This is a genomic window from Enterococcus mundtii, assembly GCF_013394305.1.
In the GTDB taxonomy this organism is placed as follows: domain Bacteria; phylum Bacillota; class Bacilli; order Lactobacillales; family Enterococcaceae; genus Enterococcus_B; species Enterococcus_B pernyi.
In genome coordinates, this window is sequence record NZ_AP019810.1 from 835,839 (window position 1) to 862,449 (window position 26,611).

Here is a 26,611-nt window from a genome sequence, read left to right on the forward strand (position 1 = left end):
TTCTCTATCGTCGTGTTTTCTATGGGTTACCAGGTGCTGCAACCAATGACCATGATAATGTTCCTTGATAACTTCCGACTTTTTGTTTTTCCGGAGGAACAGTTAACTTGATTCCTTTGTTGTTCGTTTGTCCCCACTCTTGATTGACAAGATATTCACCATTTGTCGTCAGTGTCTTCTCTTCCACGATCACTGCATTGGGGCCGAGTACGGTATTCTTTGTACCGTCTGTAAATGAAAGTGTATTAGAAAGTTGGGTTGTCCCCGAAGTCAAAGGTTGTTTTTCAGTGACTGTCAATTGCCAACTATCCCGTTCAGAACCTCTTGTATCTTTCACGATCAAATCACCTTCGATCAATGGCCAATACGTTTGAGTCGTTGTCTTAACTTTTTGTGTCTCGAAATTCATCGTATTTGGTACTTCTTTAAGCTCTAATGTCCCTGTAATTGCTACATTGATTGTTTTTTCAGTTGTTATTCCATTTAGTTGATAGCTATACGTCGTTGAAACATTTTTTAAAACTTCCGCTTCTGTCGCATTCTTGATTGCTGAAAACGTTGCGTCTGTCAACGTTGGTACTTGATTCGCACTGCCATCGGCTAAGATCACTTGTGCCAGTGTTCGTTGATTCAACTCTTGTTGAGACGTCAACCCATTGGCATCAGATAAACTCATCCGAACATCTTTTGCATAGACTGCAAAACTGCGATCCGTCGAAATCGTTGCTTCATTTTTTACAACAATCAAGTTTGCTTGTTGTTCCTTTTCATTCCCTGTCGTACCGACTTTGTAATCAATGACATGTTTTCTGGAAACTTCATCTGCAGCTAGTGGTTGCTTGATCTCGTCCATCACATCAGCGGTGATCGAATCCGTAAAGAATGGACGTCCCTTCGCCTCCATCAATGTTAAAATCGATTGTTTATCGACTAAATCTTGTGCTTCTTTTTCAGAAATGATCACATTTTTAGCAGAAAGCTCAGCTGCATTCGAATACTTCACTTTGACTTCATAACTGTATTCGCTATCTGGCGATTGCCAATCGATCGTTGAAGAATCCTTTTGTTCAGCAATCGTTGTCGGGGTATCTCCTTTTTTTGAACTGATGATTTCTGCTTGGTACAACCATGAACCAGTTGTTTGTGTTTCTGGTTCAAAGCTTAATTTTGGTGTGATACCTTTTCCTGATGGAATCACCAAGCGCCCTTTTTGAACTTTTGTACCTGCAGTTTCTGTTCCCCATGCATTCAAGACTAATGGCGCATTTCCTTCTTTCACTTCACTGACGTCATGAAAAATACTTCCTTTGCCTTGAGCGATCCCAGGATTTTCTACTTCATAATCGATAACTGAACCAGGTATGGCGATACCATAACCACTACCGGATTTTGAGACATCGTTATCTCCGATGAAGCTTTTCCCAGTTGCTTTTTCAGTTCCTCTGAAATTCAAAGGTGTTAGCTTTGTTGCATTGGCAATCGTTGGATTGATTGTCAAAACTTGATAGGCTTTATTTGCACCGAACCATGTACCGGTACTATCTACTTGCGTTGCTGAATCTCCAGTAGTTGACTTGATCCAGACTAATTCATCTTTTGCAGGATCAGGAAACTCGACATCTGAAATATTCACTTTTCCTGTTCCAGGAATCGTTTCTAAAGTGGCTTCATCCTCTATAGTTAACTTAGCTGCTGAAATTAAGTTACTAGAAGTTGAAACGCCGATCCCAGCATTTTTTGACAGATGGATGTCCCCAAATGAATGATAGGTTGTTGCATGATTGGCAGCAGTCGCAGATAAACCATTTTTGATATTTCCGCCATTTGCCATTAATTTCAATCCGTTTGTTACATTTAATTCGGTGAAATTGACGATGCCTAGTCCAGTAAGATTGATTGGATCAGTTTGATAGTTGTTTGTACCATCGACATTCTCACCAAAATTGAACACGACTTTGTTTGTACTAGCACTAGCGATCGTATTCGTAAAGTTATCACTGGCTGAACCACCGGATAAACCGTTGATGCTGACCGCTCCTTGAACATTAGCAGTAACATTACGCAAAATTTTCCCACTGCTGATATTGGAATACTGTGTAGCATACAGATTACCAATACTAGAACCCTTCGCTTGGATATTCATCTGGATCGAGCCATTTTTGGTGTACGCAGCATTACTACCACCATCCCCATAAATGCTCGCACCATTTAATGAATCCACACCTGGTTTGGTAAAGATATTCAACGTAATCGTATTGTCTGCAGATGTCCCCAAATTCGTGTTTTGTCCATATGGTCGTCCACCTGTGATATACGTATTACCTGGCAACTTGAATTCACCGTCATAGTTTCGTAAATCGATGAGTAAACTAGCATTTCCAAGTAGTGACCCATAGTTTGTGATACCACCAGAAAAGCCATTAGAACCAGTTCGTGGAGTACCAGAGAAGTTCCCACCATAGATGCGATTATCTGAATTTCCAGTGACAGTATGTCCACCACTTGCGCCATAGGATGCACCCATTGAAGCATTAATGACGCCTTCATAAACGGTCACTCCTACGTTTCCGACAATTTTTTTGTCATCCCATCCGCCACCAGATAAGAACCAGTCTACTTGACCATCATTGACGATGGTTTGTCCGTTACCATACACACGTGTACCTGCATAGCCTGTACCTTCTAACGTATCAGCGATTCCACCATTTAATATGTTTGAGCTATTTCCTTCAATAACCCCTGAATAAGAACCACCATAAGTCCATCGCGCTACAGTATTATTTAATACTGTTTGTGTATCTCCTTTAATATAGATGTCCCATGTATCATTTGAAGCAGGATAACCACCTCCACCTACAACGTCCCAACCAGAAGCTTCCCCACGATTTTTCTTCGTGGTCGAATAGGCTAAATCGGTTGGCATTGATCCGGAATAGGCAAAGCCAGCTCCGCCGATTGAACCATCTGCATTAGCCGTTCCAACTTCAATCGTTGTGTTACCTTCGATGTAGCCACCGCGACCTGCTGCTGTTGTCCAAATTGCACCATTATTGAATGAACCACTGACTAATTTTGAGGTGATGTTACCGAAGACTTTGAACTCTGCTGCAGCTTTGGCTAAATCCGCTCTTTGTTGTGGTGTATACGCATCATAGGTTGTTTCATTTGATGCCCCAATCCCACTTTTATTGAATTTAACCACGTTATTGCCGGCGCCCCCATTGAAGTCATTGATTCCACCGGCAGATGGGGTTCCTGCTTTGACCGTATTCGTGATATTCCCAGTGACCGTACCGGTATAACGATTGCCGCCTTCAAATTCTGCCCGTCCAGCACTGTATAAACTACTATCCAAATTTGTTTCGATTCCGTCAGTTGAACGATTGGTTCCGATATTTCCTCGAGAGGACCCACCGATGAATCGTTCCCCTGCGCCGTACCAACGACCATAACCTGAAATGTTATTGGTTACTTTTCCACCAATATTCCCGTAGATGACACCACCATAAAAGGTACTTAATTGAAACCCTGTTGCACTATTTGTAATCCCGATAGTTGTAGATACAGTGCCCGTAACATTTGCTGTATTGGTCGCACTGGTTCCATTTCCACCACCGTACAAATTCGTGATTCGTCCACCCGCATTATTGATAATCGTAGAGACGTTTCCATCAACGGTACCAATATTAGCTCCTCCTGCTAATGTATTGATTCCCCCATTATTCGTATTGTTGATAACGATACTCGTATTCCCTTTCAGCGTGCCGCCATTTTGATTACCACCAAAGATATTCCATGTATAAGAACCTGTCGTATTGATGGTGATTACCGGATTCCCTACGACATCTCCTGAATTGCTTCCACCATAGATTGAAATACCATTACCGTTTGCTCCCCCATTCAAATTCAAGCTGTGTCCATTCATATAGAAGTAAGAGCCGGTATAGCTAATATTTCGTAAAGTAATCGTTGAACCAAAGTAAGCATTCGCAGTAAAAGCAAGTGTTTTTGCACCAGATGGTACCGTTAAATCTTGTGTGATTGGATCATCTGAATGGCCAGTGATCACTAGTTTATTTACTTTATCTTTTAATGAGGCAAACGTAGCATTAGTTGCATCGACCGTACTTGGAATATTGTTAGCGACTGTTGCAGCTGTTAATGTGACGTTTGATCCAATATACATGACGTAATCTTGCATATTGCCCGCATGATACAAATCATTTAATGCCGCTTTTACTCCGGCATCTGATGCAGCATATGTCTGGTAAGCTTGCGTGCTATCTGTGGGATTTGGTACAACAAGTACTTTCGTCTTATCCGCGGTAGCAATCGTATCTTTGATCGAAGCATCTGTACTTCTCAAAGAGCGGAACGCCTGTTGTTTAAATACTGCTTTTAATTGTAGATCCTTCGTCACTGTTAATTGGCTGATTTCTTCATTCGTATAGAGTTTGCCTTCAACTTCCCAACCGTTCAATTGTTGATCATCCGCAAAACTCGGGATATCATTACTTGCTAATTTTTCGTTTTCCTTCACTGTCAGTTCTTTAACTTCCGCTCCTGATTCGAATAAATGAGTGCTATCTGTCATAAAAGTTAAAGTAAAGTGTTTTTCTTCAGTCGTCGATTCTTGTGTCTGCGCCTCTGACTGTTTCACCTCCTCTTTTACTGATTCTGTTGTCTGTGTGACTGTCTCTTCACTTTGCATGGTTTGATCAATCGACTCTTCTGTTTGAGTTGTGGGTGATAGAGTGACTGAGTCATTTTCAGCATCCACTGCCTGCACGACGGTTGACAATGGAGAAGTTATTCCTGAAAAAAGAAGCATTGCGGCAACACACATAACAATATTTTTTTTCATCTTATCTTCCCTTCTGCTTCATACAACAAAATTAACTTATTGATAATTATTATTGCTTGCTTGATTCTTTTTGTATTGTATAATGTTAAATCCAGTTATTTTTAAAAAAAATTTCTTTATTACTGAAAAACGATTATTTTTTTTCAGAGCATTTTATTTGACTTTAAAAAATAACAAGCGATTTCAAAAAAATTCAATTGAAAGTAAAAAAGCTGTTATATCAACGTTAATCATGTGTCGCTAATTCGCTTTATCACCCATTTTCTGCTTATTTAATTTTCTACCATGAAAAAAGAATGAAATTTTCATGAATTATATTATAGTAAAGAACCAGTCATTTTTTTAAACGGCTATTTTTCCGAGTGCGTTTTGTTGTTTTTTTATTTCGAGTTTTGCATTATAATCTTATTTTTTTGTTTATACTCATCGAATGACCATGCGTAATCCCTTCAAAAATGAATACATTCTATTCCCAAACACCATTTTTCATAAATAAGCCATCATTCATAAAAATTTGTAAAATACAATTTTTCATGAATGATGGCTTATTTGTTTGAACACTTATGTTCCGACCTTAAAGGATCAATTTTAGACTCCACTATTTTCGACTCAAACCTCTGTAACAAAAATTTTATCTACCTGTCTCAACATTATTAGCTACCGATCTAAACAAACAGCTATTTTTATAAACGATAGCGCAACTATTCGTGACCGTAACCCCAACTACACTCACTTATCATTAGTTATTCGCTTAAATCTACTTAGAGTAACTACGACAATATATCATTCCCGCTTCTATTGAAGCCACGATTCCCAGCATACTCTTATGATCGTATTTCCCAAGAGTATTTCCCCGTCGGATTGCTTCAATTGATCCATTCTTCGCCCCCTTATCCCGTTGCGAGTCAAGAAGTGAGACAAATGATCCATTTGATTCAATGTTTGATCGAACTTCTATATCAATGGTTTATCGTTATCTAGTTTTTCTAAAAATCAAGCATTTTGAGTCTTACTTGAATCATAGATTTTCTTTATCCAACATAACAATAGCTGGCAACGGGTAATAATAGATTGCTTTTAAACAATCGCTCGAACACATTGTATAACGCTTGTTTCCGTTATATTTAAATATAATTTATTCTTTTTTGAAAAATTATTTAAATATAACTTACGCGAGTACTTGACTTTTTTAGTAGCGCAGAAAAAAAATAGATTAGGTATTTAAAATACCTAATCTATCAGCGTTTTACTATTGATGGAACGATGCAGCGATTCGCTAAAATTTTATAGAATAAGCGAACCATTTAAATGAAGTTTATTTTTTTATTGAAATCTTACCTGAAGGATGCTCAAATTCCCCGTACGAAAGTGCAGAAAAGATTTTCTTTTACAATAGTTCTCCAAATTTATTGATATAGATTTTTTTCATGAATGTAACTAATCCTAAATAAGCGATAACAGTCACGATCAACCAAATCCAATAGTTAGCTGGTAATGGTAACAATCCTAGTCCTTCACCAAAATTAGTAAAAGGAAGAACAGAACCTACCAGAATACCTAATGTTGTAATTGAAAACATAATAAAAGTGGCATTACTTTGCAAGAAAGGCACTTTAGGTGTCCGTAACGCATGTAACACTAAGGTTTGCGTCCATAAAGATTCAACAAACCAACCAGCATGGAACAATGCGATAAATAGAACTTGTTGTGAGCCAGTCAATGTATGGTAACTTCCACCAACCACTGCTGGACAAATCACAAAGTACATCAATAGATAGGTCGTGATGTCAAAAACGGAACTCGTTGGTCCGAAGTACACCATAAATTTGCCAATACTTGATGCTTCCCATTTTTTTGGTTCATGCAAATATTCTTTATCCATTCTATCCCATGGCAAAGAGATACAAGATACATCATAAATCAAATTTAAGAATAAAATTTGTAACGGTAGCATAGGTAAAAATGGAAGGAATGTACTAGCTACTAAGACAGAAAACATGTTGCCAAAGTTTGAACTAGCTGTCGCTTTGATGTATTTCATAATATTGCCGAAAGTCTCTCTACCTGACAATAATCCTTTTTCTAAAATCATCAAATCTTTTTCTAACAAGATAACATCCGCTGATTCTTTTGCAATATCTACTGCTGTATCTACTGAAATACCGATATCTGCGACTTTCATTGCTGGTGCGTCGTTGATACCATCGCCTAAAAAACCTACTGTGTGACCATTGTTACGTAAGGCAGTGGTTAATCGTGCTTTTTGTTGCGGATTCAATTTGACAAAGACATCATGTGCCTCAGCAACTTTTCCTAATTCCTTATCAGACATCTCAGCGATTTTCTCGCCAGTGATCAATTCATTGATTTGTAAGCCTACTTGTCGACAAACAGAACGTGTGACCAACTCGTTGTCACCAGTCAATACTTTTACAGCAACACCATGATCTTTCAAAGCTTTCAATGCTTGTTTGGTTGTTTCTTTTGGTGGATCAAGGAAAGCAAGATAGCCAATCAAGACCATTTCTGACTCATCTTTCACTGAAAATTCTCCAACGACACTTGGATTCGTTTTTTGCGCGACACCGATCACACGCAACCCATCTTCATTCAAGTCCTTCACTTTCGCCAAAACTGTTTCTCTTTGTTCAGCAGTCAATGGTTTGACTTCACCACCAAGGTCGATGTATGAAGAGATACTTAACATTTCTTCGATTGCACCCTTTGTGATCATTTGCGTTTTTCCAGCTGGGTCAGCCACCACGACACTCATTCTTCTACGTTCAAAATCAAAGGGGATTTCATCTACTTTTTGATAACGAATCTTCTCTGTATCTAACGTCTCAACTGCTTCATCGATAATGGCAACATCTAAAAGATTCTTTAATCCAGTTTGGTAGTAACTATTCAAGTAGGCGTGGCGCAGTACTCGGTCATTTTCATTTCCTTCACAATCCATGTGGTATTCTAAAATAATTTTATCTTGAGTCAATGTACCTGTTTTATCTGTACAAAGGACATCGATCGCACCAAAATTTTGAATGGCATTTAGATTTTTGATGACTGTTCCTTTTTTTGCCATAGCACTGGCACCTTTGACCAGATTTGTCGTAACGATCATCGGTAGCATTTCTGGTGTTAACCCAACAGCGACTGATAAACCAAACAAGAATGCTTCTAACCAGTCTCCTTTTGTAAATCCATTGATCACGATCACAGTTGGTGCCATCAATGCCATGAATTTGATCAACAACATGGATGTTTTTTGGATGCCTAATTCAAAGCTTGTTTTTATCGGTTTTTGTGATAAGTTTTGTGCCACATGTCCAAACATCGTGTCGTTCCCAACAGAGATGATGATACCTTCTGCACTACCACTGATCACATTGCTTCCCATGAATGCAATATTTTCATAACTCGTTTCGCTTTGTGTTCTTCCAGAGCACACAGTCGCATGTTTCTCAACGGGATAGCTTTCACCCGTTAATGCCGCTTGTGAGATAAATAAATCTTTAGCAGAAAGCAACCGCATGTCTGCTGGGATCATATCTCCCGCTGACAAACGAACTTGATCGCCACAAACAATTTCCTCCATAGGAATTTCTTTGTATTCACCATCTCGTTTTACGGCAGCTGTTACTTTCACCAATGATTTCAACTTTTCAGCAGCTTGGTTCGAACGTACGGATTGGATCAAGGTCATCGTGCCACTGACTAACACCATGGCAAAAATTATGATTACACCAAACAAATCTTTATCTGCTGGAGCAGCTAATAGATACTCGGTGATAAAAGAAATAATTCCTAAAGCAATCAATACTAATGTGAAAGGGGTGATAAACGCCTTGATCACTTCTACAATAAACGGCGTTTTCTTTCCATATGAAATACTATTATTTCCATAAGTTTCTCTTAAATTTTCTACTTGTTCTGAAGACAAGCCTTTTTGTGTTGTTTGAAATAAGTCAAATAACTGTTGCTTATTTTTACTAGCAAAACCAGCGTAGACTTTTTTTGTTTCTTTCTTTTTTTCCATCTCGTGTTCCTCCTTTGATCTTATCAAGCACACACTGATATCTGTTGTGCGCTTGATCGTTTATCTAATCAACGGAGACAGAGTGTTCTAAAGGCGCTGAGAACAGATAGATAATAGTCTCAACATAACAACGCTTTGTCTCCTTGTACACCGGACTTTCATCCATTTGTTCTCATCTCCTTTCGTTTACTTAAATTACTTTCTTGGCCGACTACTGGATACTTCAACTTCCCAACTTGATCACCCTCTAACACCTTTTTATTTGAAAAAACAGATTGGTGAGAAACAAAAAACCTTTCGCCAAAACTCAGCGAAAGGTCAAAAAAGTGCACAAAAAAAAGCATGGATGATCTACTCGTTGAGTTTTGGCACTATACAACGTAAAAAGCAAAAGCGCTTTTAGCTACCTTATGAAAAGCCTTATCTCGACAATTCCTGTTCTACCCATTGGCGTCTCTCGACATTTTTGGGCAGTAGCCTATGTTTGTATAGGAGCCTCACCTAACAAATCTTATTCAGTTTTCCCTCACCTAATGTAACAACTATTGGCTGGAATGTCAAACACATTTTCAAAAAAATTGAAACTCTAAGGGATTCGTTTGTCATGTTTTCTTTCTCTAGGTATAATGAACCTATCACAACAGATCGGAGTGAAGGATATGGAACGTACACTTGTTATTATCAAACCTGATGGGGTAAGACGTCATTTGATTGGCCGAATCATCCAGCGTTTTGAAGAAAAAGGATTCGCAATCGCTGAAATGAAATTCGCGACGATGACTGAAAAACTAGCAAAAGAACACTATCAACATCTATCTAATCGAAGCTTTTTCGATGACTTGATCGACTATATGACTTCTGGTCCAGTCGTCTATCTGGTATTAACAGGTGAAGATGTGATCGATCTCGTACGCAAAATGGTCGGTGCAACAAAAGCAGCGGATGCCGTTCCTGGGACGATCAGAGGCGATTTTGCCTTACCTGGTACAGAAAATATCATTCACGCTTCGGATTCACGAGATGCAGCCAATACTGAGATCACACGTTTCTTTCCGCCATTCGATACAAAGAAAGTAGAAGATGCGAAAAAATAAATTTTTTGCTCACTGACTTTTTGAGTGCATAAATTTTTGATCATCTTATTGATATGCCAGTCCTTCTGTTAGAGGTCATGCTCCACACGTTTAGTGAGAGGATTGACTCAATACTAGAGGGACTGGTTTTCCTTTTGTATTAAGTCAAATGCCCACTAAATAGCCGCTTTCAGCAAATCTCTAGCGTTGTGCTTGGATAGACAATAGTTTTTCTTCTAATTCATCTCGCTCTTCTTTGCCTAAGGTATACTCGATCACTGCAAATAATGACTCAAACTCCTCTTTTTTGATGGGTTCCCCTAATGCGGTGGCGATCAATCGACGATAATAATCGGACATCAAATTCTCGTAAATGACTGCTGTCTTTGATTTCAAACCTAAACAACGATACATATCTTCATTGATGCTTCGTGCTTTTTTATATCTTTTTTTGTCGATATAATAGATAGTCAAATTCTTTAAAAAAAGAAACAAACACTGATCATAACCTGACTTCATTGCTTTACGCATTCGTTTTTTAATTTTCAAATAATTGTTTTCGATAAAGGAATCGCTGAAAATAAAGGGGAACTCTGCTAATAAGTCTAGTTCATATCGACCAAATTCTTCCAGTTTCATAAAGTAATCTTCGATCATTCGTATCTCATATCCCAAAAATTCCAATTGGATATCTGGCTTCACACTTGATTTCCAATACATATGTATATTCAGTACGAGATAGTAAAGATCAGCCGTTCGCTTAAATTGCTTGCGATTGTCGGCAATTTCTTTGTAGGGATCAAAATCATCCTCCTGAACTTTATTCAAAAGATTACGTGTTTTTCTCGTTTTCCGTGGTTCTTCCACTTGATTTCGTAGCGATTCGTATTCAGTAAGTGTGATATTCAACCGATCAAGAAATGCCATCAGTGTTAAAAAAGAAATTTTTTTGATCGTACGATTCTCGATCCCCACAAGCGAAGTTTTTGAACATATCCCTTCTGCCAATTGTGACTGTGTCAACTTGCGACTTACCCGTAATTTTTTGATCAATTCTCCATCGTGCATAATACGCCTCCTTTAGTGTGTGCATTTTCCAATAAGATCCTCTTCGTCAGAACAACAACCGAAAAAGAGAAATAACTATCGAAATATTTATTGCATTCACTAATTAAGTACGCATAAATAAAAAAAATATTTGAAGAACAATAAAAAAACTTCTAAAAAGTGAAATTACAACTTTTTAGAAGTTTAGTAAGGTTGTGAAAGAAGCGCTTTGACCTGAACAGTAAGATGAAAAGGCAGAAAATAGTTCCTCATATTTTTTGATTTTTCTGTTTAGTGTTGAAGGTCAGCTACTTGAACACCGTTGATCCAGGTTGTGAGAAAGCCGTTCAGCTCCGAATATTAAGACGAAACTTGAGGAAATAGCTTTCTATATTTTTTCAAGTTTTGACTTAATATTGAAGGAGCTGGCTTTCGAACACCGTTTATCATAGGTTGTGAAAGAAGCCTTCAGATAGCTTGCTCCTTCACCGACATCTAGCCATGTCTATGGTTTGTCCGCCGATCCATCCTCTGCAGGGTATAGATTGGTTGTTGTTTGATCATGATTTTTAGAATAGACACTTGTTGAGGCTGCACCTTTTTCTTTTTCAATTTGTTGGTTCCGTTGCACTTGATTCTTATAGTCATACTTTGCAGGATCGATCGTCGTAAATCCATTTGGCACATAGAATCGCAAAAGATTTTCTTGATTGAGTTTATCAGAAAGACTCAAAGCTGTTTTTACCTGATTTTGTTCTTGTGCGACTTTTTGTTCCGCTGCTTGGTTTTCTTCAAGTAATGCCCCTGTTTTCGTATCATAGATTTTTCCACCTAATACGGTGTAATCCGGCGCGACAAAATTCCCATTTCTGAATGCCACGACTTGATCATGTTGAGGTGAAAGTAAATCTGTACCAAAATGGATATAATTTTTGTCCTCGATTCCTAATAAATGGAGTAAAGTTGGTAAAACATCGATTTCACCACCATACTCATGTTTGACTGTTCCTTTTGTATAACCTGGAATATGGAACATCAGCGGTACTCTTTGCATCTGCGCATTATCAAAATCGCCCCATGTTTCTGGATCTTTTCCTAGTGCTGAAGCAAGGTCTTTATTGTCCGTATTTGAGATACCAAAATGATCCCCGTAAATCACGAACATCGAATGGTCATAAATCCCAGAAGCTTTCAAATAAGTAAAGAACTGTTTGAGCGACTGATCTAAATAATGGGCCGTTCGCACATAATTATCAACGGTACTATTTCCTGTATTTAACGAAGGAAAATCAAAGTTTTTGTCATCTGTATAATAAGGGGTGTGATTCGTGACAGAAAGAAACTTCGCATAAAATGGTTGTTGCAAATGTTCGAGATAGTTTGCGGATTCTCGAAATAGATTTTTATCTAAAATACCATAGCCAAGCATCTCATCTGAATCATCGAAATATGAGCGATCAAAGAAATTATCATACCCTAGATTTTTGTATACATGATCACGATTCCAGAAACTACCGACATTTCCATGAAAAACCGCACTGGTATAGCCTTGTGTCTGATCCAAGATGGCTGGAGCAGCTTGGAACACATTATCTGAACCTAATTCTGTAAACAACGAACCTTGGGGTAACCCAAACGTCCCGGTTTCCAACATGTTCTCAGCATCACTGGTTTTCCCTTGTCCAACTTCATGGAAAAAGTTATCAAAACTGATTGTTCCCTGATCGGTAAAGAGACTATTTAAAAAAGGAGTGACTTCTTGTCCATCTACTTTCATATTGATCAAAAATTGTTGAAAACTTTCCAAATGCAATACGATCACATTTCTTCCTTTTGCAAGTCCAAACATCTCTGGATCAGGAACAGCGTAATGAGATTTGGTGTAATCGAGGACTTCATCTAAGCCATTGCTGCTTGCATGCGCTCTGACACTGCTAGTGATCCCTGTTTTTATCCCATCATAAATCGTATAGGCATCAAGTCCAAGATATTTGACAATATAAGAACGATCGAATGTCCGTTGCAATAATTGAGGGCGATTCGCTTCACTCATTGCCAGATTGCCAGAAAAGATCAACGCAGACAAACAAGTCACCGCAACCGCCACTGGCTTACGCACAGGGGGTGCTTTCAATGGTACTTTTTTTATAAATACGCGAATCAGCAGAAAAGCAAAGACGGCGATATCGATCCAATAAAGGATATCATGAGGCTTCATCAAAGAAAAAGAGCTACCAGACAATCCCTGGGAAACCTTGAAGAAACCTAGTGCTGATTTAACGGTAATGAAATCTGTGAACTCACGATAGAAAATAATATTCAAATATAGCAATAACGTGTTTAAAAAATCGATGATAAATAAAACGATCAAACTTGTTCTGACTTTCTTAAAATACAAAGAAATCCCAAAAAACAATAGCGTTGTCGCTATTGGATTGATCCATAAAATAAACGTTTGGATGCTTCCTTCTACGCCTAAAGAAAAATCAGTATAGTAGGCAAAAATCGTTTTCATCCAAAAGAAAAAGCCAGCAATCAAAACGATGAGTACTTGATGTTGGCCAATTTTTTTTAGTTGTGTCAAAGTCACCACTTCTCTCTAAATTATTGTTCCTGTCTATTTTGCTCCTAAACATTTAGTTTTTGCTAAAAAAATCTGTTTTTTTACTCTTTTTTATAAATTAATAACTGGTGTTCTATCGTTGCTTTTCTGCTTTCCGGAAAGTAACTGCTTCGAAAATAAGGCGGAATCTAGGCTAATTGTCTTAATTTGCCTAGATTCCGCCTTATTGATCAGAGCTGAACATTTCTTGCCCCAACTCTTCAACTAGCTGATCTCAATATTTTTATGTTAGAAAATTTGAACTTTTTTCACTTGTTTATGCGCTTGTTGCTGTTACGGTCCAGTTACTACACTAGAATTAGTCGTATTGGACGTCTCTTCGGATGAAGAGGTGGTGGTTTCAGTTATTTCTTGGATTTCTTCTGTCGTCTTCCGCCATTCAGTCAAGCGTTGATTGACCATCTCTGGGTCTACTTTTTCAGAATAACTAGAAGATACCTTTCCATTTTTTAACCGTGCGACTTTCTGTTTATCTTCGGTCAAAAGCAGCACGCTCAAGTGCTTGTCCCCGTGTTGGACTTGCCTGATTGAAATGGCACTTAATACATCATTGACATTGATGAATTGATTTTTTTCCTTGTCTTTTGGCAGATAAATCTCTAATTCTCCCTTTTCATAGTTCGCTACAACTTCGTAGTCCGCCCACCAATAGGTTGAAAATTCTTTTTTGAATTCATCTACTGAAGCTTTATTTGCAATGGTTGTTTCTGGTTCTTTGTGCGCAAGATCAGCGGTCATTTTACCAGAAAATACTGCGGATAACATAAGTATTATAAAAAAGCCAATTAACCAAAAGAGAAGAAAAGGCCTTTTTTTTCGCATACCTTCTTCCACTCCCATTCAAATTTACCTAATCTATTATATACAAAAAATGAAACTTTAAGCGAAGAAATTAAAGAAAAAAATAAAAAATAACGCATATCGATGATGTAGGAAAGTGAAAATCCCGAGATCATTGTGAATCTCGGGATCATTTTTTAAATTAAAAAATTTCAAAAAAGAACAAATTTCTAATCAAACAGAAAAACTATTTGTATCAGCTACTTCTTTGAACCAGTAGCCAGATTTTTTGATCGTCCGTTTGCCATCAGCTAGATCGACTGAAATAAAGCCATAGCGATTTTTATACGCATTCGTCCATGACCAGTTATCCATACACGTCCACATGTGATAGCCTAAGCAGTTCGCACCTTCTTCGATTGCTTGATGCACATATTTTAAGTGTTCTTGGACAAATTCGATGCGATAATCATCATGGATCATTCCGTCAGCTTCAATAAAGCGGGCTTCATTTTCAACACCCATACCGTTTTCTGAGATAAAACAGTCGATGTTGCCGTAGTTGTCTCGAACATTGATCAAGATATCGTAAATACCTTTTTCATAAATCTCCCACCCACGATAAGGATTCATTTTACGTCCTGGCATTTCATAGTTATCAAAGTAATCTTCGGGCATTGGGCCATTTGTTGTATCGATTGCTGTTTCTTTAGCTTTGACACGGCGTGGCTGATAATAATTGATTCCTAAAAGATCCACCGTATTATTTTTGATAATTGCTAGATCTTCTTCCTGTATGTCCGGAAGAATCTCTAGCTCAGTTACGATCTCGATCAATTCTTGTGGAAATTCTCCTTTAACAGCGGGATCTAAAAATGAGCGATTGAAAAAGGCATCGGCGATTTGCGCAGCTTTCACATCGGCAGGATCGTTCTCATTTCTTGGATAACTAGGTGTTAAATTTAAGATGATCCCGATTTTACCGTCTTGTTTTGTTTCATGATAGGCTTTGATAGCTAACGCAGAAGATAATGCCTCGTGATAGCCAACTTGAACTGCTTTTTTCATATCCGACTCTTCAGGATAATGCCAACGATATAAATAACCAGCTTCGACAGGAACGATTGGTTCATTATGCGTGAACCATTTTTTTACCTTCGTTCCAAATAATTCAAAACAAGTTTTGGCATACGTTTCATAAGCTTCGACAGTTTCACGGGCGAACCAACCACCTTTTTCTTGAAGGTACATCGGCATATCGAAATGATACAAGTTAACAAATGGCTCAATACCATGTGCAATCAGTTCATCAAAATAACTATTATAAAATGCGACTGCTTGGGGATTGACTGCACCTGTATCATCTGGAATCAAGCGACTCCATTGAATAGATGTCCGAAATGAATTATGTCCGGTTTGTTTCATCAACTGAACGTCTTCTTTATATTTTGTATAGACTTGCGACGCTTTTTCCGGACCGACTTGATCAAAGAATTTTTCTGGCTCTTTGGAAAACCAATAATCGAAAATATTGTCTCCTTTATGATCGCCAGGTACCCGACCTTCTGTTTGTGGTCCACTTGCTGCAGAACCCCACCAAAATTTTTCTGGAAATTGATATGTTGTCATTTTTGCACCTCGTTGATTCTTTTCATTTATGTTTTTTTATGTCGCACATCTCAATACAGCAAACGTTTTCTCCGCTTACAACCATTATTATAAACCGTTTCCTCCAAAAAGACTAGACCAATTAGGATAAATAATAAAATCGAACCAATAAGACTAAAAATGTTTACTTTACTTCCCAGCAAACTTCTCCTGGAACCACTCTAAAACATCAATCGCTTCAAAAACTTACTTTTTGTAGCCATTTATTTCATGTTGCTGGATTCAATGGTATAATCACTTTATCCAATCTACTGGGGGCATTATTTTGAAAAAAACATTGATTTACTTTACGTTGATTTTTGCCTTATTCGCTTTTTCTGGCTGTAATCAATCAAATCACTCAACGGAAGAAACAACGAATACGACCACTTTTCAGGCGGATAAATCTGATATAACAAATAGCACCTATACACTGAAGGTCCGAAAAAACATGGACCTTGCCAATGCAGAGATCAAATTTAAAGACGACACGATGGAATGGACACGAACATATGCTGAGTCTGAAACTGATACAGCAAGCACGTCTCCAGAGAAAATCGTGTTAACCGATGTCAAGATCACAACTGAAAATGAGGAGTATACGATCGTTGGTAAAAAAGACGGTTCGACTCAGACTTTTCATTTTAGAAAAATCGGTAATTTTCGTATAGAAGATGATGAAGGTAATATCTATACGTTATAGTTTGAGTGCATAACATAAAAGTAGCAGTCGAGACAGAAATGTTTCATCTCGAAAAATAAGGCGTCATCCACGAAAATTGTTTTCCTAATTTTTGTGGATGGTGCCTTATTTTTCGAAGCGGTTACTGCTATTTCGACGTTTATTCAGTTTTAAAATATGCTTTCCCACTCATGTTTCTTTTCATTAGATCGTGCATCTTTTAGCCGTTTTTCACTATGAAAGCTCACAATGATGAGTCAATTTTCTGATACATGCTCATCACTAAAAATTCTAAGTTTTCTTAATTAATTTTGTTTCTATCCTGTGTTTCTGCTATAGTAAAGAAGCACTTGATATACTAAGGAGAAAGAATATGCAGACAGCAAATACTCAAGATTACTGTACCTGTACGACGAATCAAAATGTACACACAGAGATCAACGACCAAGGAAGAGCCAATTTTTGTGACCATTGCCATAAAATGATCGAGGGTTCGAATCAACCTTTTGAGTTTTTTACAAGCCGAGAAGAGTCGAACAAAGAAACAAATAGTTAAAAATACAAAAAAAGAGCGCGGAACAGAAATGTTTAGTCTCTAAAAATAAGGCGACAACTACAAAAATCATTCTTCCACTTTTTGTAGTTGTTGCCTTATTTTTTTAAGAGAGAACTTCTATCTCCATCGTTTATTCAGTTACAGGTTGAAAACAATCAGTGAATTTTGCTTTTGTCTCGCCTTACATAGCACCAGACGAATCTAATTGCTGCCCTTTAGCATGTTGATTGTCAGTATAATAACTTCCAGACTGCTGTTCTTCTAATTCAGCCAATTTTGCTTGAATCTGCTCAATCACGACTTGTGCATCTTCAGGTCTTTCAACAAAATCAAAGGCATCACCATCTATTTGGATTTTTGGACAAACATCAAAGTCTTCGTACCATTGATCATATCGTTCATTTAACGAGCGGTAATACTGATAGAGCGTTTCATCACTATCCAATTGTTCATAGTCTCGTCCACGTTTTTTGATTCGTGCCAACATCGTATCAAGAGAGACTTTGATATGCACGAGTAGATCGGGTCTTTTTTTAGGTGCAACATCATCTAATTCATGAAGCATCGTATCTAAGAGGTTATCGTATTGTTGGACTTCAATATCTGACACACGACCTAAATCAGCATTTAGATGAAACAATAAACTGTCTTCATAAATTGAACGGTCCAATACGTTATCATCATGGTTCAGTGCATTTTTCATAGCTAAAAATCGTTTATTCAAAAAAAAGATTTGTAATAAAAACGCATATTGCTCTGGATTAGAGTAAAACAAAGGTAGTACCTCGTTGTCCTCTACATTTTCATAAAATGGTGTTGAATCAATCTTTTTGGCAAGCATATCGGTCAAACTACTCTTTCCTGCGCCAATTGTTCCTGAAATCAATATCACTGACATCTAATCCCTTCTCATTCTATAAATATTCGCCTTTATAAGCACTTTTGGGTAACATCTTAAAATCATATGCTTGGATCGCTTCGAACGTTTTTACATATGAATGTAAACTTTGGGTGATCATCAAATTAGTAGGTACCGTTTCTTCTTGAAAAATGATGATCGGTTTGTCCATCATCGTGGCGACGCCTAATTCATAGGCAGTGCCAGGATCGATCGTCTGATGTTCAAAGTCTAGGATTGCTACAACTTGTTCTGCCGAGGCAAGTTCTTTCATGTCTCTCTCGTAGACTTCTTGCGCCCATCCGCTACTAAACATCTCATAATTACTGTGTTGATGGTGTCTTGGTGAGTAGAAACTATCCACCGTTGGATTGGCAGTCAATGCCGTTTCAACCTGAGCAATCCGCTCGATTTGTTCATCTGAAAAGAAAGGTCCTGCTAAATAAATATAACTCATTATTTAATCTCCTGCATCATTGATTTCGTTTGTTTTTCTGTTGCACATAATTGATCGATCAGCTCAAAAGGATCATTTGAAAAATAAAGATGATTGAGCCATTTCTCAGCCATAAATCCTTCTCTTGCAAAATTCCTAATCAATTCTTTCAATCCTGAATAATACCCATGAACATCAAGGATACCAATTGGTTTTTCTGGTACCAAGCCGATCGCCATCCAGGAGAGTAGCTGCGAAAATTCTTCAAGTGTACCTAGTCCTCCAGGAAAAACCAGCACTGCTTCCCCTTTTTCGAATAATAGTTCCTTACGTTTATCGATCGTTTCTGTTGGTATAAACGTCGTCACATCTGTTTTTGGTAATTCTTCAGAAAACAGCCCGACTGGATAAATACCTGTTACTTGTCCGCCATTTTGTAAGATCGTGCGACTAAAAACACCCATGATACCCGAATCTGAGCCACCATAAACCAATTCAATTTGTTTTTCTGCCATATATTTTCCAATCGTTTCAGCTAACAGAATATACTTCTGATCTTGTCCAAAACGTGAACCACAAAAAATAGTCAACTTCAAAAAAAACACATCCTTACTAATCGATCTACCTTTATTCTACTCTTGTTTTTTTAAAATAAAAGACTAGATTTAGTTGTATTTTAGTGTTATGCAAAATAAAAAACACTATATATAGTGTTTTGTCTTAGGATAGCATTTCAATAGATTATGTTTTAATACTATTTTTTAAATAACTAAAAACTAAAAAAACGTATGGTCTTACTTTGTGATATTCTCTTTCTTTCGACTTTCTTGCGAATAACATTTGACTTCTGTTGAAGAAAGAAATCTATTTTATTTCTTTTGTTATTTTTATTTGTATCGATCAACAAATTCTCAATGGCTGATCCGTTAGAAGATAGAAAACAGTCAAAACATGGCTGAGGTCAGTACGCATGACTTGCCTTGATCATTGATAAGGGTTCGGAAAAAGCGATAAACGATGTTGTGGATCATTACTTATTCTTTCGATCTTACTTCTGATCAATCGTCCTTGGGTATACGTGTTGGACAAAAAAAGAAGAGGGAACGATTGTCCCTCCTCTTTTGGCACAGTAAATAAAAGCCCATACATTTTATTCATTTAATCGACAAAAAACCTAGCAATCTCTTTTAAGATTCGATACAATGAACTCGGTCGATGGTTTCCATTGACTATGGCAAACTTGATTGGTCAATGCGTTGACTACTCAAGCCCTCAATTTTTAGCTGCCACTAAAAATTGGGGGGCCTTTTTTATTTGACTGTTTCTATCTGCCATTTATGATACTGATTCCCAGATGGAGAGTCAAGCGAATCTGAAAAGCTACGAAAAACTGTACCATTTTTCGCCCATTTTTTTGTATAACTTATTTTATCGATTTAAATCAATCGTTGGATGCGTCAATAATTGGTCCACTTGCTTTCTGGTCGTCAGTGGCACATCCCCTTGGATCGTGTGGGCTAAGCGTGAATTACCTAAAGCAAATTGGACGGTTCGATCCAATGACCATTCCTCACTATAGCCTAATAAAATCCCCGCAGCAAAGGCATCACCTGCTCCGATACGATCTAAACTATCCAGTGGATAAGCTTCTGTTTCGATCCATTCTGTCGAAGTCATCAGATAGCCACTTAGTTGTTTCTTTTCACTGGTTGATTGCCGTGTCGTACCAGCAAACCAGTCAATTTGGTAATCACTTAAAAATTCTTGGAACGAACGAATCTTGGCAGAACGACTGGAAAGGTCGATCGGCCTCTCTAATAATTCAGACAAATCACGAACAGAACCAAAGATGACCGTGCAATAGGGCAGTATTTCTTGATAACGTTCCTTCATCACTCTTTTTTTATCTGGCTCTTGGTTTAGACTCGGACGAAAATTAAAATCAAAACAAACTTTTTTTCCTTTCCTATGCGCTGTTTTTGCTACAGCAAGCGCCACTTCCGCTGAATGCTCATTCAAACTCAAACTGATGCCACAGATGTGGACTAAATCAACTGTTTCGATAAAGTCCTCGATGGCATAATCAGCCACTGTAGCTAAGCCAAAAGAACTGTTTTTACGATTTTGATAGGTGATTTCTGTTGGTCTGATCCCATAGCCCATCTCAGCAAAATAAGTACCGATATGTTGTTCTTTTTGAATGACATAGGAGGTATTGATGCCTAAACTCTTCAAATTAGCTAACGCTGCATCTCCCAAACGATTGGCTGGTAGTGCCGTCAACAAGTAACTTTCCAATCCAAAATGTGCTAGATTACCAACTAGATTCACACCTGTTCCAGTATAAGCCATACGCAAAGTGTGTGTTTGTTCCAACATCAGATATTCAGGAGGTGTCAGCCTCAACATCACTTCACCAAATGCACCGATTTTCATGGTCACTCACCTGTTTTCACTAATTTTTTCATCATTTCCAACAACTGACGGACTTCCTGTGGTCGAGTGTCACCTGTCTCTGGATCAATGATCGAACTATAGACGTGGGGGATGATTTTTTTGACTCCTGCATCTAATGCGATCTGAACGATTTCTTCAAAATTCGTCAAATCGATTCCACCTGTTGGCTCTAAATAAAAATCAAACGCTGCACAAGCTGCTGCAACAGCTTCATATTCTTTCTTATGCGCCAATCCCTTCATTGGAAAATATTTGATCGAGCTTCCACCCATATCCTGTAACAAACGAATAGCTGTTTCGATCGGTACCATCGCAGCAGGGCCTTGGCTACTTAAAGGACCAGTGGCAAGATTGACGTATCCTTCTTTTCCAGTTGGAGAAACTAAACCATTGACGATCGTGTCTGACTGTCCTAAGACCGCACGAGAAGCGCCAACACCTGTGAAAACTTGGTTGACATGTTGGGGTTGTAATACTTTCGCCAAGCGAGTCACCATCTGGCTTTGTTTTGGATCGCCGGCACCTAAGCCGATCGATAAGGCGTTATTTGTTGCTTCTTGGTATTTTTTCATGTCTGTGATAGCTGCATCATCACTCGGATAATTTTTAGATAAAACACCTAGTAGGATATGCCCTTTGGCTGCTTCATAACATTCTTTTGCATTTTCGACAGAATTGGCTAGCACATTCAAACAGATTCTATCTTCAAGATAATTTGGGGTCAATGACATCATGATTACTCCTTTGGTTGTAAGATTTCATTTAAACGTTGGATGATCTGTTCCATCTCTTTTTGCGTCACTGAGCGAATATCGAACTCAATGATCCCATTGTTCGCTTGGTACTCTCTGGTATAAATGACTGGGGCTTTTGCTTTTAGCTGCTCGATGATCGTCCTGGCAGAGCCTATAACGACTTGGATGCTGGCACGATAGATTTCTCGCCCAGCTGGATCTTGGACGACTTTAGCCTTGATACCTGGCAACTTTTCCAGTGCTTCGACAAATGGTTGAACTCTTTTTTTCATCGATTCACCTGATTCACTACCATGTATCAAATAATCATCGACTGCTTGGACAAAGCCTAAAACATTTTCTTTGCCGATCTTCATTGATCGACCAATGCCTTGTGATTGCAGACGAACCCAAGAAACGAGCGGATCTTTACCAATCACCATCCCTGCACTTGGACCTTCAATCGCTTTGGCACCTGAATAGATCACTAGATCAGCGCCCAATGCGGTATATTTCAGTAAGTCTTCTTCGGCTGCTGCATCAACGATCAAAGGCAGTTCGTAGTGATTAGCCACTTTTACCGCTTCTGCCACATCCAACATACTTTTCTGTACGGTATGATGACTTTTGATGTACAAAATACCTGCTGTTTGCTCGGTGATCATCGCCTCGATGTGGTCAGGTGTACATTGGTTGGCATACCCTGCCTCAATGACATGCCCACCTCCTTGTTGGATCATTAATTCCACTGGCACACCGTAATCGACATTGTGACCTTTTGGTAAAATGATTTCTCTGCGTTTGATCGTTTCGTCATAAGGGTGATGCACATGGTACATCGATCCTTGACCGATCACCGCAGCAACGGATTGAGCGATTCCAGCAGATGCGGAAGAAACGATTTGAACATCGTCTACTTCTAATTGTTTTGCCAAGTATGCACCGGTTTTCTTCATCAATTCAGCCATTTCAAAAAAATGTTCGCCCCCAAAACGCTGGGCTTCTAACACCGATTCGCTCAAGGTGGACACGCCTAAGATCGTCATTCGACCAGAAGCATTGATCACTTCATTCAAGCCAAATTTCTCATGATTCACAGTCATAACTGACACCTCCAATAATAACGCTTACAGGGATGATTTGCTGTGTGGTCGTTCGTGTATTGCCATTCGAATCCATCAATTGTTTTTCTTGATCGAGAAACTTATAAATCGTAAAGTCTGCATCAAAGCCTTCTTTGATGTTGCCTTTTGTCGCTAGGTTGAACTGTCTCGCTGGTGCGCTGGTCACTTTTTCAAGGATTTCTTTCCAAGAATAACCGACAACGTAGAGTTTCTCCATCGTCGTTGCTAAATCATATACCGGACCATTTTTACGATTTCTGATATAGATATCTGTGCTGATCGAATCGGCTTTGATTCCCGCATGGAGCGCAGTTTCTGCCACATCAAAATTGAAACTATCAGTCCCATGTCCGATGTCGAACACCACACCATCAGCAATGGCTTTTTTGACGAAGGATTTGATTTCATTGGTCGCTGGATCAATGATGCCATTAGGCTTTCCATTGAAGCAATGAGTCATCACATCATTCTTTCCCATATGCGCTAAAATTTCATCTAAACGTGGAGGCGCAGAACCGATATGGACCATTAATGTTAATCCAGCATTTTGCTTTTGGATTTCTTTTGCTAACTTTAAAGGCGTAATCCCATTTTTACCCACGACTGTTTTACTCATCCGAGCTTTTAGCCCTACAATAAAATCAGGCAATTCTGTTAGTTTTTGATGAACCAGATCTGTTTGGATTTTTGATAAATCTGCCAACTCATCTTGTTCCACAATCCCCCATTTTGAAATATTCAATAAAGCAAAAACATTTGTCTTTGCTTGCTTTGCATGTTCATAAAATGTATGGATGTTCTCCGCACCTGTCGTTCCAGCATCGATGACCGTGGTTACCCCTTTATCCACACCGATTTCATCGGGATAGTCGTAATATAATGTCATTTCTTCAAAACAATGGACATGATCATCGATCCACCCTGCGGAGAGATACTGTTCATCTGAAAGTACCAGTTCTTGTTTCCCAGATTCTTCGATATGCTTACTGATCAAGACGATCTTGCCGTTCTTCACACCGATATCAACAGGTTCTTTGCCTAACTCCTGACTGTTTCTTATAATTAAATCAAACATGACAAACGCCTACTTTTCTTTAAATTTGAATTTTGACCAAGGGTGGACGAAGGATAGTAACAGTTGTTCATCCGCCACAATGGCACCCACTTTATTTTTTCTTGGATCTTGATGTGGCGTTAATACGATCTGTAACTCATTCTTGTATTTCCCAAAAGAATCATTTCCAATGACGACATCACCCACTTGAAACGTTTCTTCATTGTCATGAGGAGGATTAGCATCTGCTTGATACGTTTTTCTCACTTCTGTTGAACGGATCACTTGCGACGTAATATCTCCTCTGCGAACGTGTTGTTCGTTCAAAACGATTCCTCGTTCGACTTCATGGGTCTGAGGAAGAAACTCAATAGCAAAAACAGTTTGGTATCGATCAACTGTACCTAACGCTTGCAACTCTTCTTCTGAAGCATACGCATTGCCGATAATGACATCATCGATAAGATTAGTCGCAAATAAATGTTTAGCCGCTGGAACGACACCTAACTGACGATGCATTTCCAATGTTGGTAAGCCATCGTTTACATCCCAAGGGCCGATTGTTCCCGTTTGAGAGGTAATAAAAGCGGCGGTACGGATGCCTTGGCGTTTAAATCGGCAACTGCACGTTTCAAAAAATTCATAAGGAAGTCCAGTTCCTGCTTGAGGATAAAAATTATGACACCCGTATAAAAACGGGGTATTCGCTTGGTGGCTCAAAATATTTTCTAAATAGGCCACATCATTACTCATATTCAATTCAATTGCTAACTGGTAAGGATTGTAAGTCAGTAGCGCTTCTTTTCTGCCATCAAAGCCTAAATCTAAACGAATCCCATCTGCACCTAGTTCATGAAAAAAACTCATGTCATCATAAGAAATGTTCAACTGTTCGAAAATCGATGGTGCGACATCTAAAATCGTTTCAAAGCCAAGTGATGAAGCATATTCGATCAATTGTTGAAATTTCTGTTTGATTTGTTCTGTTTCCTCAGTCACTTCTAACATGCTCATAAAAATTCGAGTAAACCCATATTTATGTGCCATTTCGAGATAGGCACGATCTTCTTGCGGATTGCTATGATCAGGATAAAGAGAGATTCCTAGTGAACGTTTCATATTAACGCCTGCTTTCTTTTCTATTTACTCGTTCGTGATACCATCTGTGATCTGGACAGAGGCTTGTTCTGCTTGTTCTGCTTGTTCTGCTTTCTCCTGTGCCAACTGTTGTTTCTCAAATACTTTGAAGAATGGATAATAGATCGCCAAAGTGATAAAGAAGTTGAACACGACTAAGACACCCGCAGCGACACTCCAATTGGTACTCATCCAAGCCGCAAATGGCGCTGGTATCGCGAAAGGCAGCCTTGCCACCATCATTGGCACTAAACCACTTACCGTAAGGACATAAGAAATTGTTGTCGTTACTAAGGGTGCGACAATAAATGGGATGCCTAATACTGGGTTCATGACGATCGGTGCACCAAAAATCATTGGTTCATTGATATTGAATAAACCGGGAAGGATCGACAGACGTCCTAAGCTTTTCAGATACTTGGATTTGGAAAACATGAACAGTACGACTAATGCAAGGGTCGTACCTGCCCCACCGATCCAGACAAACCATTGTAAAAATTGTTCTGTAAAGATATTTGGCATATCATGTGCATTGGTTCCTGCATTGAATGCGTCGATATTTTCAGCAATCGAGATATCCCAAAACGGACGAATCACCGGTCCCATGATAGCTGGTCCATGAATCCCTAATACCCAGAAGAAACAAATCAAGAAAACCGTAAGTAGTCCACCAAATAAACTGTTCCCTGCTAACACGCCTTTAAGTGGCATCAACAATTGACTCAAGAAACCATTCAAGTCAAAGCCAAGCAAATGACGGATGACCCAAAAGAAAATCAAGATCACTGCTCCTGGGATCAATGCGACAAAAGAATTCGTCACTTCTGGCGGCACACCATCTGGCATTTTTATCGTGATTTTCTTTTCAATAAAGAAACGATAGATCTCTACAGTCAAAATCGCTGTTACGATTGCCCCAAACAAAGAACCTGAACCAAGATTTGCAATATTGATATAGCGTCCAGCGGTTATCCCTTCAAGATCTTCCAACACTTGAGTTGGTGGCGCAGCTACGATCAGAAAGGACATCAAAGCTAAAATACCAGCAGTTAATGAATCTAAACGATAGCTCTTTGCTAATGAAGAGGCAATCCCAAATGTGGCATATAAAGCTAAGATCCCCACTGTATATCGAAATGGGATATCTAAAATTGCCCGATATGGTTCAATGACTGCTGCGACCGACGCAATCGGGATGTTCAATAATATCGTAAAAAATGAACCAACGATCGTTAATGGCATTGTCGCAATGATTCCTTTTCGAATCGCTGTCATGTGACGCTGTGTACCAATCCGATTCGCAACAGGCATGATTTTTTGTTCGATCAACCCTACAAATTTATCCATTTATTACTCCCCCTCATTTAAACATTATAATGTTTAAATAAAAGATAACATATCAACGATATAATGTAAACATTTTCATTAAAATATATGATTATTCTGACAAAAAGAGACTGAGA

Annotated in this window: 18 protein-coding genes and 1 riboswitch; of the genes, 3 read left to right on the forward strand and 15 right to left on the reverse strand. The window is 38.6% G+C overall.

The window, feature by feature from the left end; genetic code table 11:
* Positions 1-19: 19 nt before the first annotated feature.
* Positions 20-4,864: a WxL domain-containing protein gene (locus tag HZ311_RS03995; RefSeq protein ID WP_023520135.1), complete on the reverse strand. Its 4,845-nt coding sequence runs from the start codon at positions 4,862-4,864 to the stop codon at positions 20-22.
* Positions 4,865-6,251: 1,387 nt separating this feature from the next.
* The gene (mgtA, locus tag HZ311_RS04000; protein WP_023520136.1) at positions 6,252-8,900 is read right to left on the reverse strand and encodes a magnesium-translocating P-type ATPase; all 2,649 of its coding nucleotides are present in this window, start codon (positions 8,898-8,900) and stop codon (positions 6,252-6,254) included.
* 343 nt (positions 8,901-9,243) lie between these two features.
* Positions 9,244-9,416: riboswitch (M-box (ykoK) riboswitch) on the reverse strand.
* 143 nt (positions 9,417-9,559) lie between these two features.
* On the opposite strand from mgtA, the gene ndk reads away from it, so the two are divergent.
* The gene (ndk, locus tag HZ311_RS04005) at positions 9,560-9,994 is read left to right on the forward strand and encodes a nucleoside-diphosphate kinase (RefSeq protein ID WP_010734714.1); all 435 of its coding nucleotides are present in this window, start codon (positions 9,560-9,562) and stop codon (positions 9,992-9,994) included.
* A 180-nt stretch (positions 9,995-10,174) separates the two neighbouring features.
* On the opposite strand, the gene HZ311_RS04010 is transcribed toward ndk, so the two are convergent.
* From HZ311_RS04010 to HZ311_RS04025, 4 genes are all read right to left on the reverse strand, one after another.
* A complete protein-coding gene (locus tag HZ311_RS04010; protein WP_023520138.1) occupies positions 10,175-11,041 on the reverse strand; it encodes a helix-turn-helix domain-containing protein in 867 nt (288 codons plus the stop codon).
* 484 nt (positions 11,042-11,525) lie between these two features.
* Positions 11,526-13,604 carry an LTA synthase family protein gene (locus tag HZ311_RS04015; RefSeq protein ID WP_178946479.1) on the reverse strand — a complete coding sequence of 693 codons (2,079 nt, stop codon included), beginning with the start codon at positions 13,602-13,604 and terminating at the stop codon, positions 11,526-11,528.
* Positions 13,605-13,916: 312 nt separating this feature from the next.
* Positions 13,917-14,465, reverse strand: coding sequence for a hypothetical protein (locus HZ311_RS04020; protein WP_080674330.1), 549 nt, complete (start codon positions 14,463-14,465; stop codon positions 13,917-13,919).
* Between the two features lie 192 nt (positions 14,466-14,657).
* Positions 14,658-16,052: a glycoside hydrolase family 1 protein gene (locus HZ311_RS04025; protein WP_178946480.1), complete on the reverse strand. Its 1,395-nt coding sequence runs from the start codon at positions 16,050-16,052 to the stop codon at positions 14,658-14,660.
* A 304-nt stretch (positions 16,053-16,356) separates the two neighbouring features.
* Here HZ311_RS04025 and HZ311_RS04030 point away from each other — a divergent pair, with 304 nt between their 5' ends.
* Together HZ311_RS04030 and HZ311_RS04035 are read left to right on the forward strand one after the other, a co-directional pair.
* Positions 16,357-16,773 carry a hypothetical protein gene (locus tag HZ311_RS04030; RefSeq protein WP_023520141.1) on the forward strand — a complete coding sequence of 139 codons (417 nt, stop codon included), beginning with the start codon at positions 16,357-16,359 and terminating at the stop codon, positions 16,771-16,773.
* Between the two features lie 352 nt (positions 16,774-17,125).
* A complete protein-coding gene (locus HZ311_RS04035; RefSeq protein WP_010734708.1) occupies positions 17,126-17,308 on the forward strand; it encodes a hypothetical protein in 183 nt (60 codons plus the stop codon).
* 181 nt (positions 17,309-17,489) lie between these two features.
* Here HZ311_RS04035 and HZ311_RS04040 read toward each other — a convergent pair whose 3' ends face one another.
* The 9 genes from HZ311_RS04040 to HZ311_RS04080 all read right to left on the reverse strand — a co-directional run bounded on the left by HZ311_RS04040 (position 17,490) and on the right by HZ311_RS04080 (position 26,495).
* Positions 17,490-18,206 carry a deoxynucleoside kinase gene (locus HZ311_RS04040; RefSeq protein ID WP_010734707.1) on the reverse strand — a complete coding sequence of 239 codons (717 nt, stop codon included), beginning with the start codon at positions 18,204-18,206 and terminating at the stop codon, positions 17,490-17,492.
* Positions 18,207-18,222: 16 nt separating this feature from the next.
* On the reverse strand, positions 18,223-18,663 hold the full coding sequence (locus HZ311_RS04045) for a nucleoside 2-deoxyribosyltransferase (protein WP_010734706.1): 441 nt from the start codon (positions 18,661-18,663) through the stop codon (positions 18,223-18,225).
* A complete protein-coding gene (locus HZ311_RS04050) occupies positions 18,663-19,238 on the reverse strand; it encodes an LOG family protein (protein ID WP_023520143.1) in 576 nt (191 codons plus the stop codon). The genes HZ311_RS04045 and HZ311_RS04050 overlap by 1 nt, the downstream gene beginning before the upstream one ends.
* An 832-nt stretch (positions 19,239-20,070) precedes the next feature.
* Entirely contained in the window at positions 20,071-21,078 is a 1,008-nt protein-coding gene (locus HZ311_RS04055) for a sugar kinase (RefSeq protein ID WP_010734704.1), read from the reverse strand.
* Positions 21,079-21,080: 2 nt separating this feature from the next.
* A complete protein-coding gene (gene dagF / locus HZ311_RS04060; RefSeq protein WP_023520144.1) occupies positions 21,081-21,830 on the reverse strand; it encodes a 2-dehydro-3-deoxy-phosphogluconate aldolase in 750 nt (249 codons plus the stop codon).
* A 5-nt stretch (positions 21,831-21,835) separates the two neighbouring features.
* Positions 21,836-22,936: a DgaE family pyridoxal phosphate-dependent ammonia lyase gene (locus tag HZ311_RS04065; protein ID WP_023520145.1), complete on the reverse strand. Its 1,101-nt coding sequence runs from the start codon at positions 22,934-22,936 to the stop codon at positions 21,836-21,838.
* Positions 22,920-24,032, reverse strand: coding sequence for an amidohydrolase/deacetylase family metallohydrolase (locus tag HZ311_RS04070; protein ID WP_010734701.1), 1,113 nt, complete (start codon positions 24,030-24,032; stop codon positions 22,920-22,922). The genes HZ311_RS04065 and HZ311_RS04070 overlap by 17 nt, the downstream gene beginning before the upstream one ends.
* Positions 24,033-24,041: 9 nt before the next feature.
* On the reverse strand, positions 24,042-25,130 hold the full coding sequence (locus HZ311_RS04075) for a DUF871 domain-containing protein (protein WP_023520146.1): 1,089 nt from the start codon (positions 25,128-25,130) through the stop codon (positions 24,042-24,044).
* A 24-nt stretch (positions 25,131-25,154) separates the two neighbouring features.
* Positions 25,155-26,495 (reverse strand): PTS sugar transporter subunit IIC, encoded by a 1,341-nt coding sequence (locus HZ311_RS04080; protein ID WP_023520147.1) that lies wholly within the window; start codon positions 26,493-26,495, stop codon positions 25,155-25,157.
* Positions 26,496-26,611: the final 116 nt, after the last annotated feature.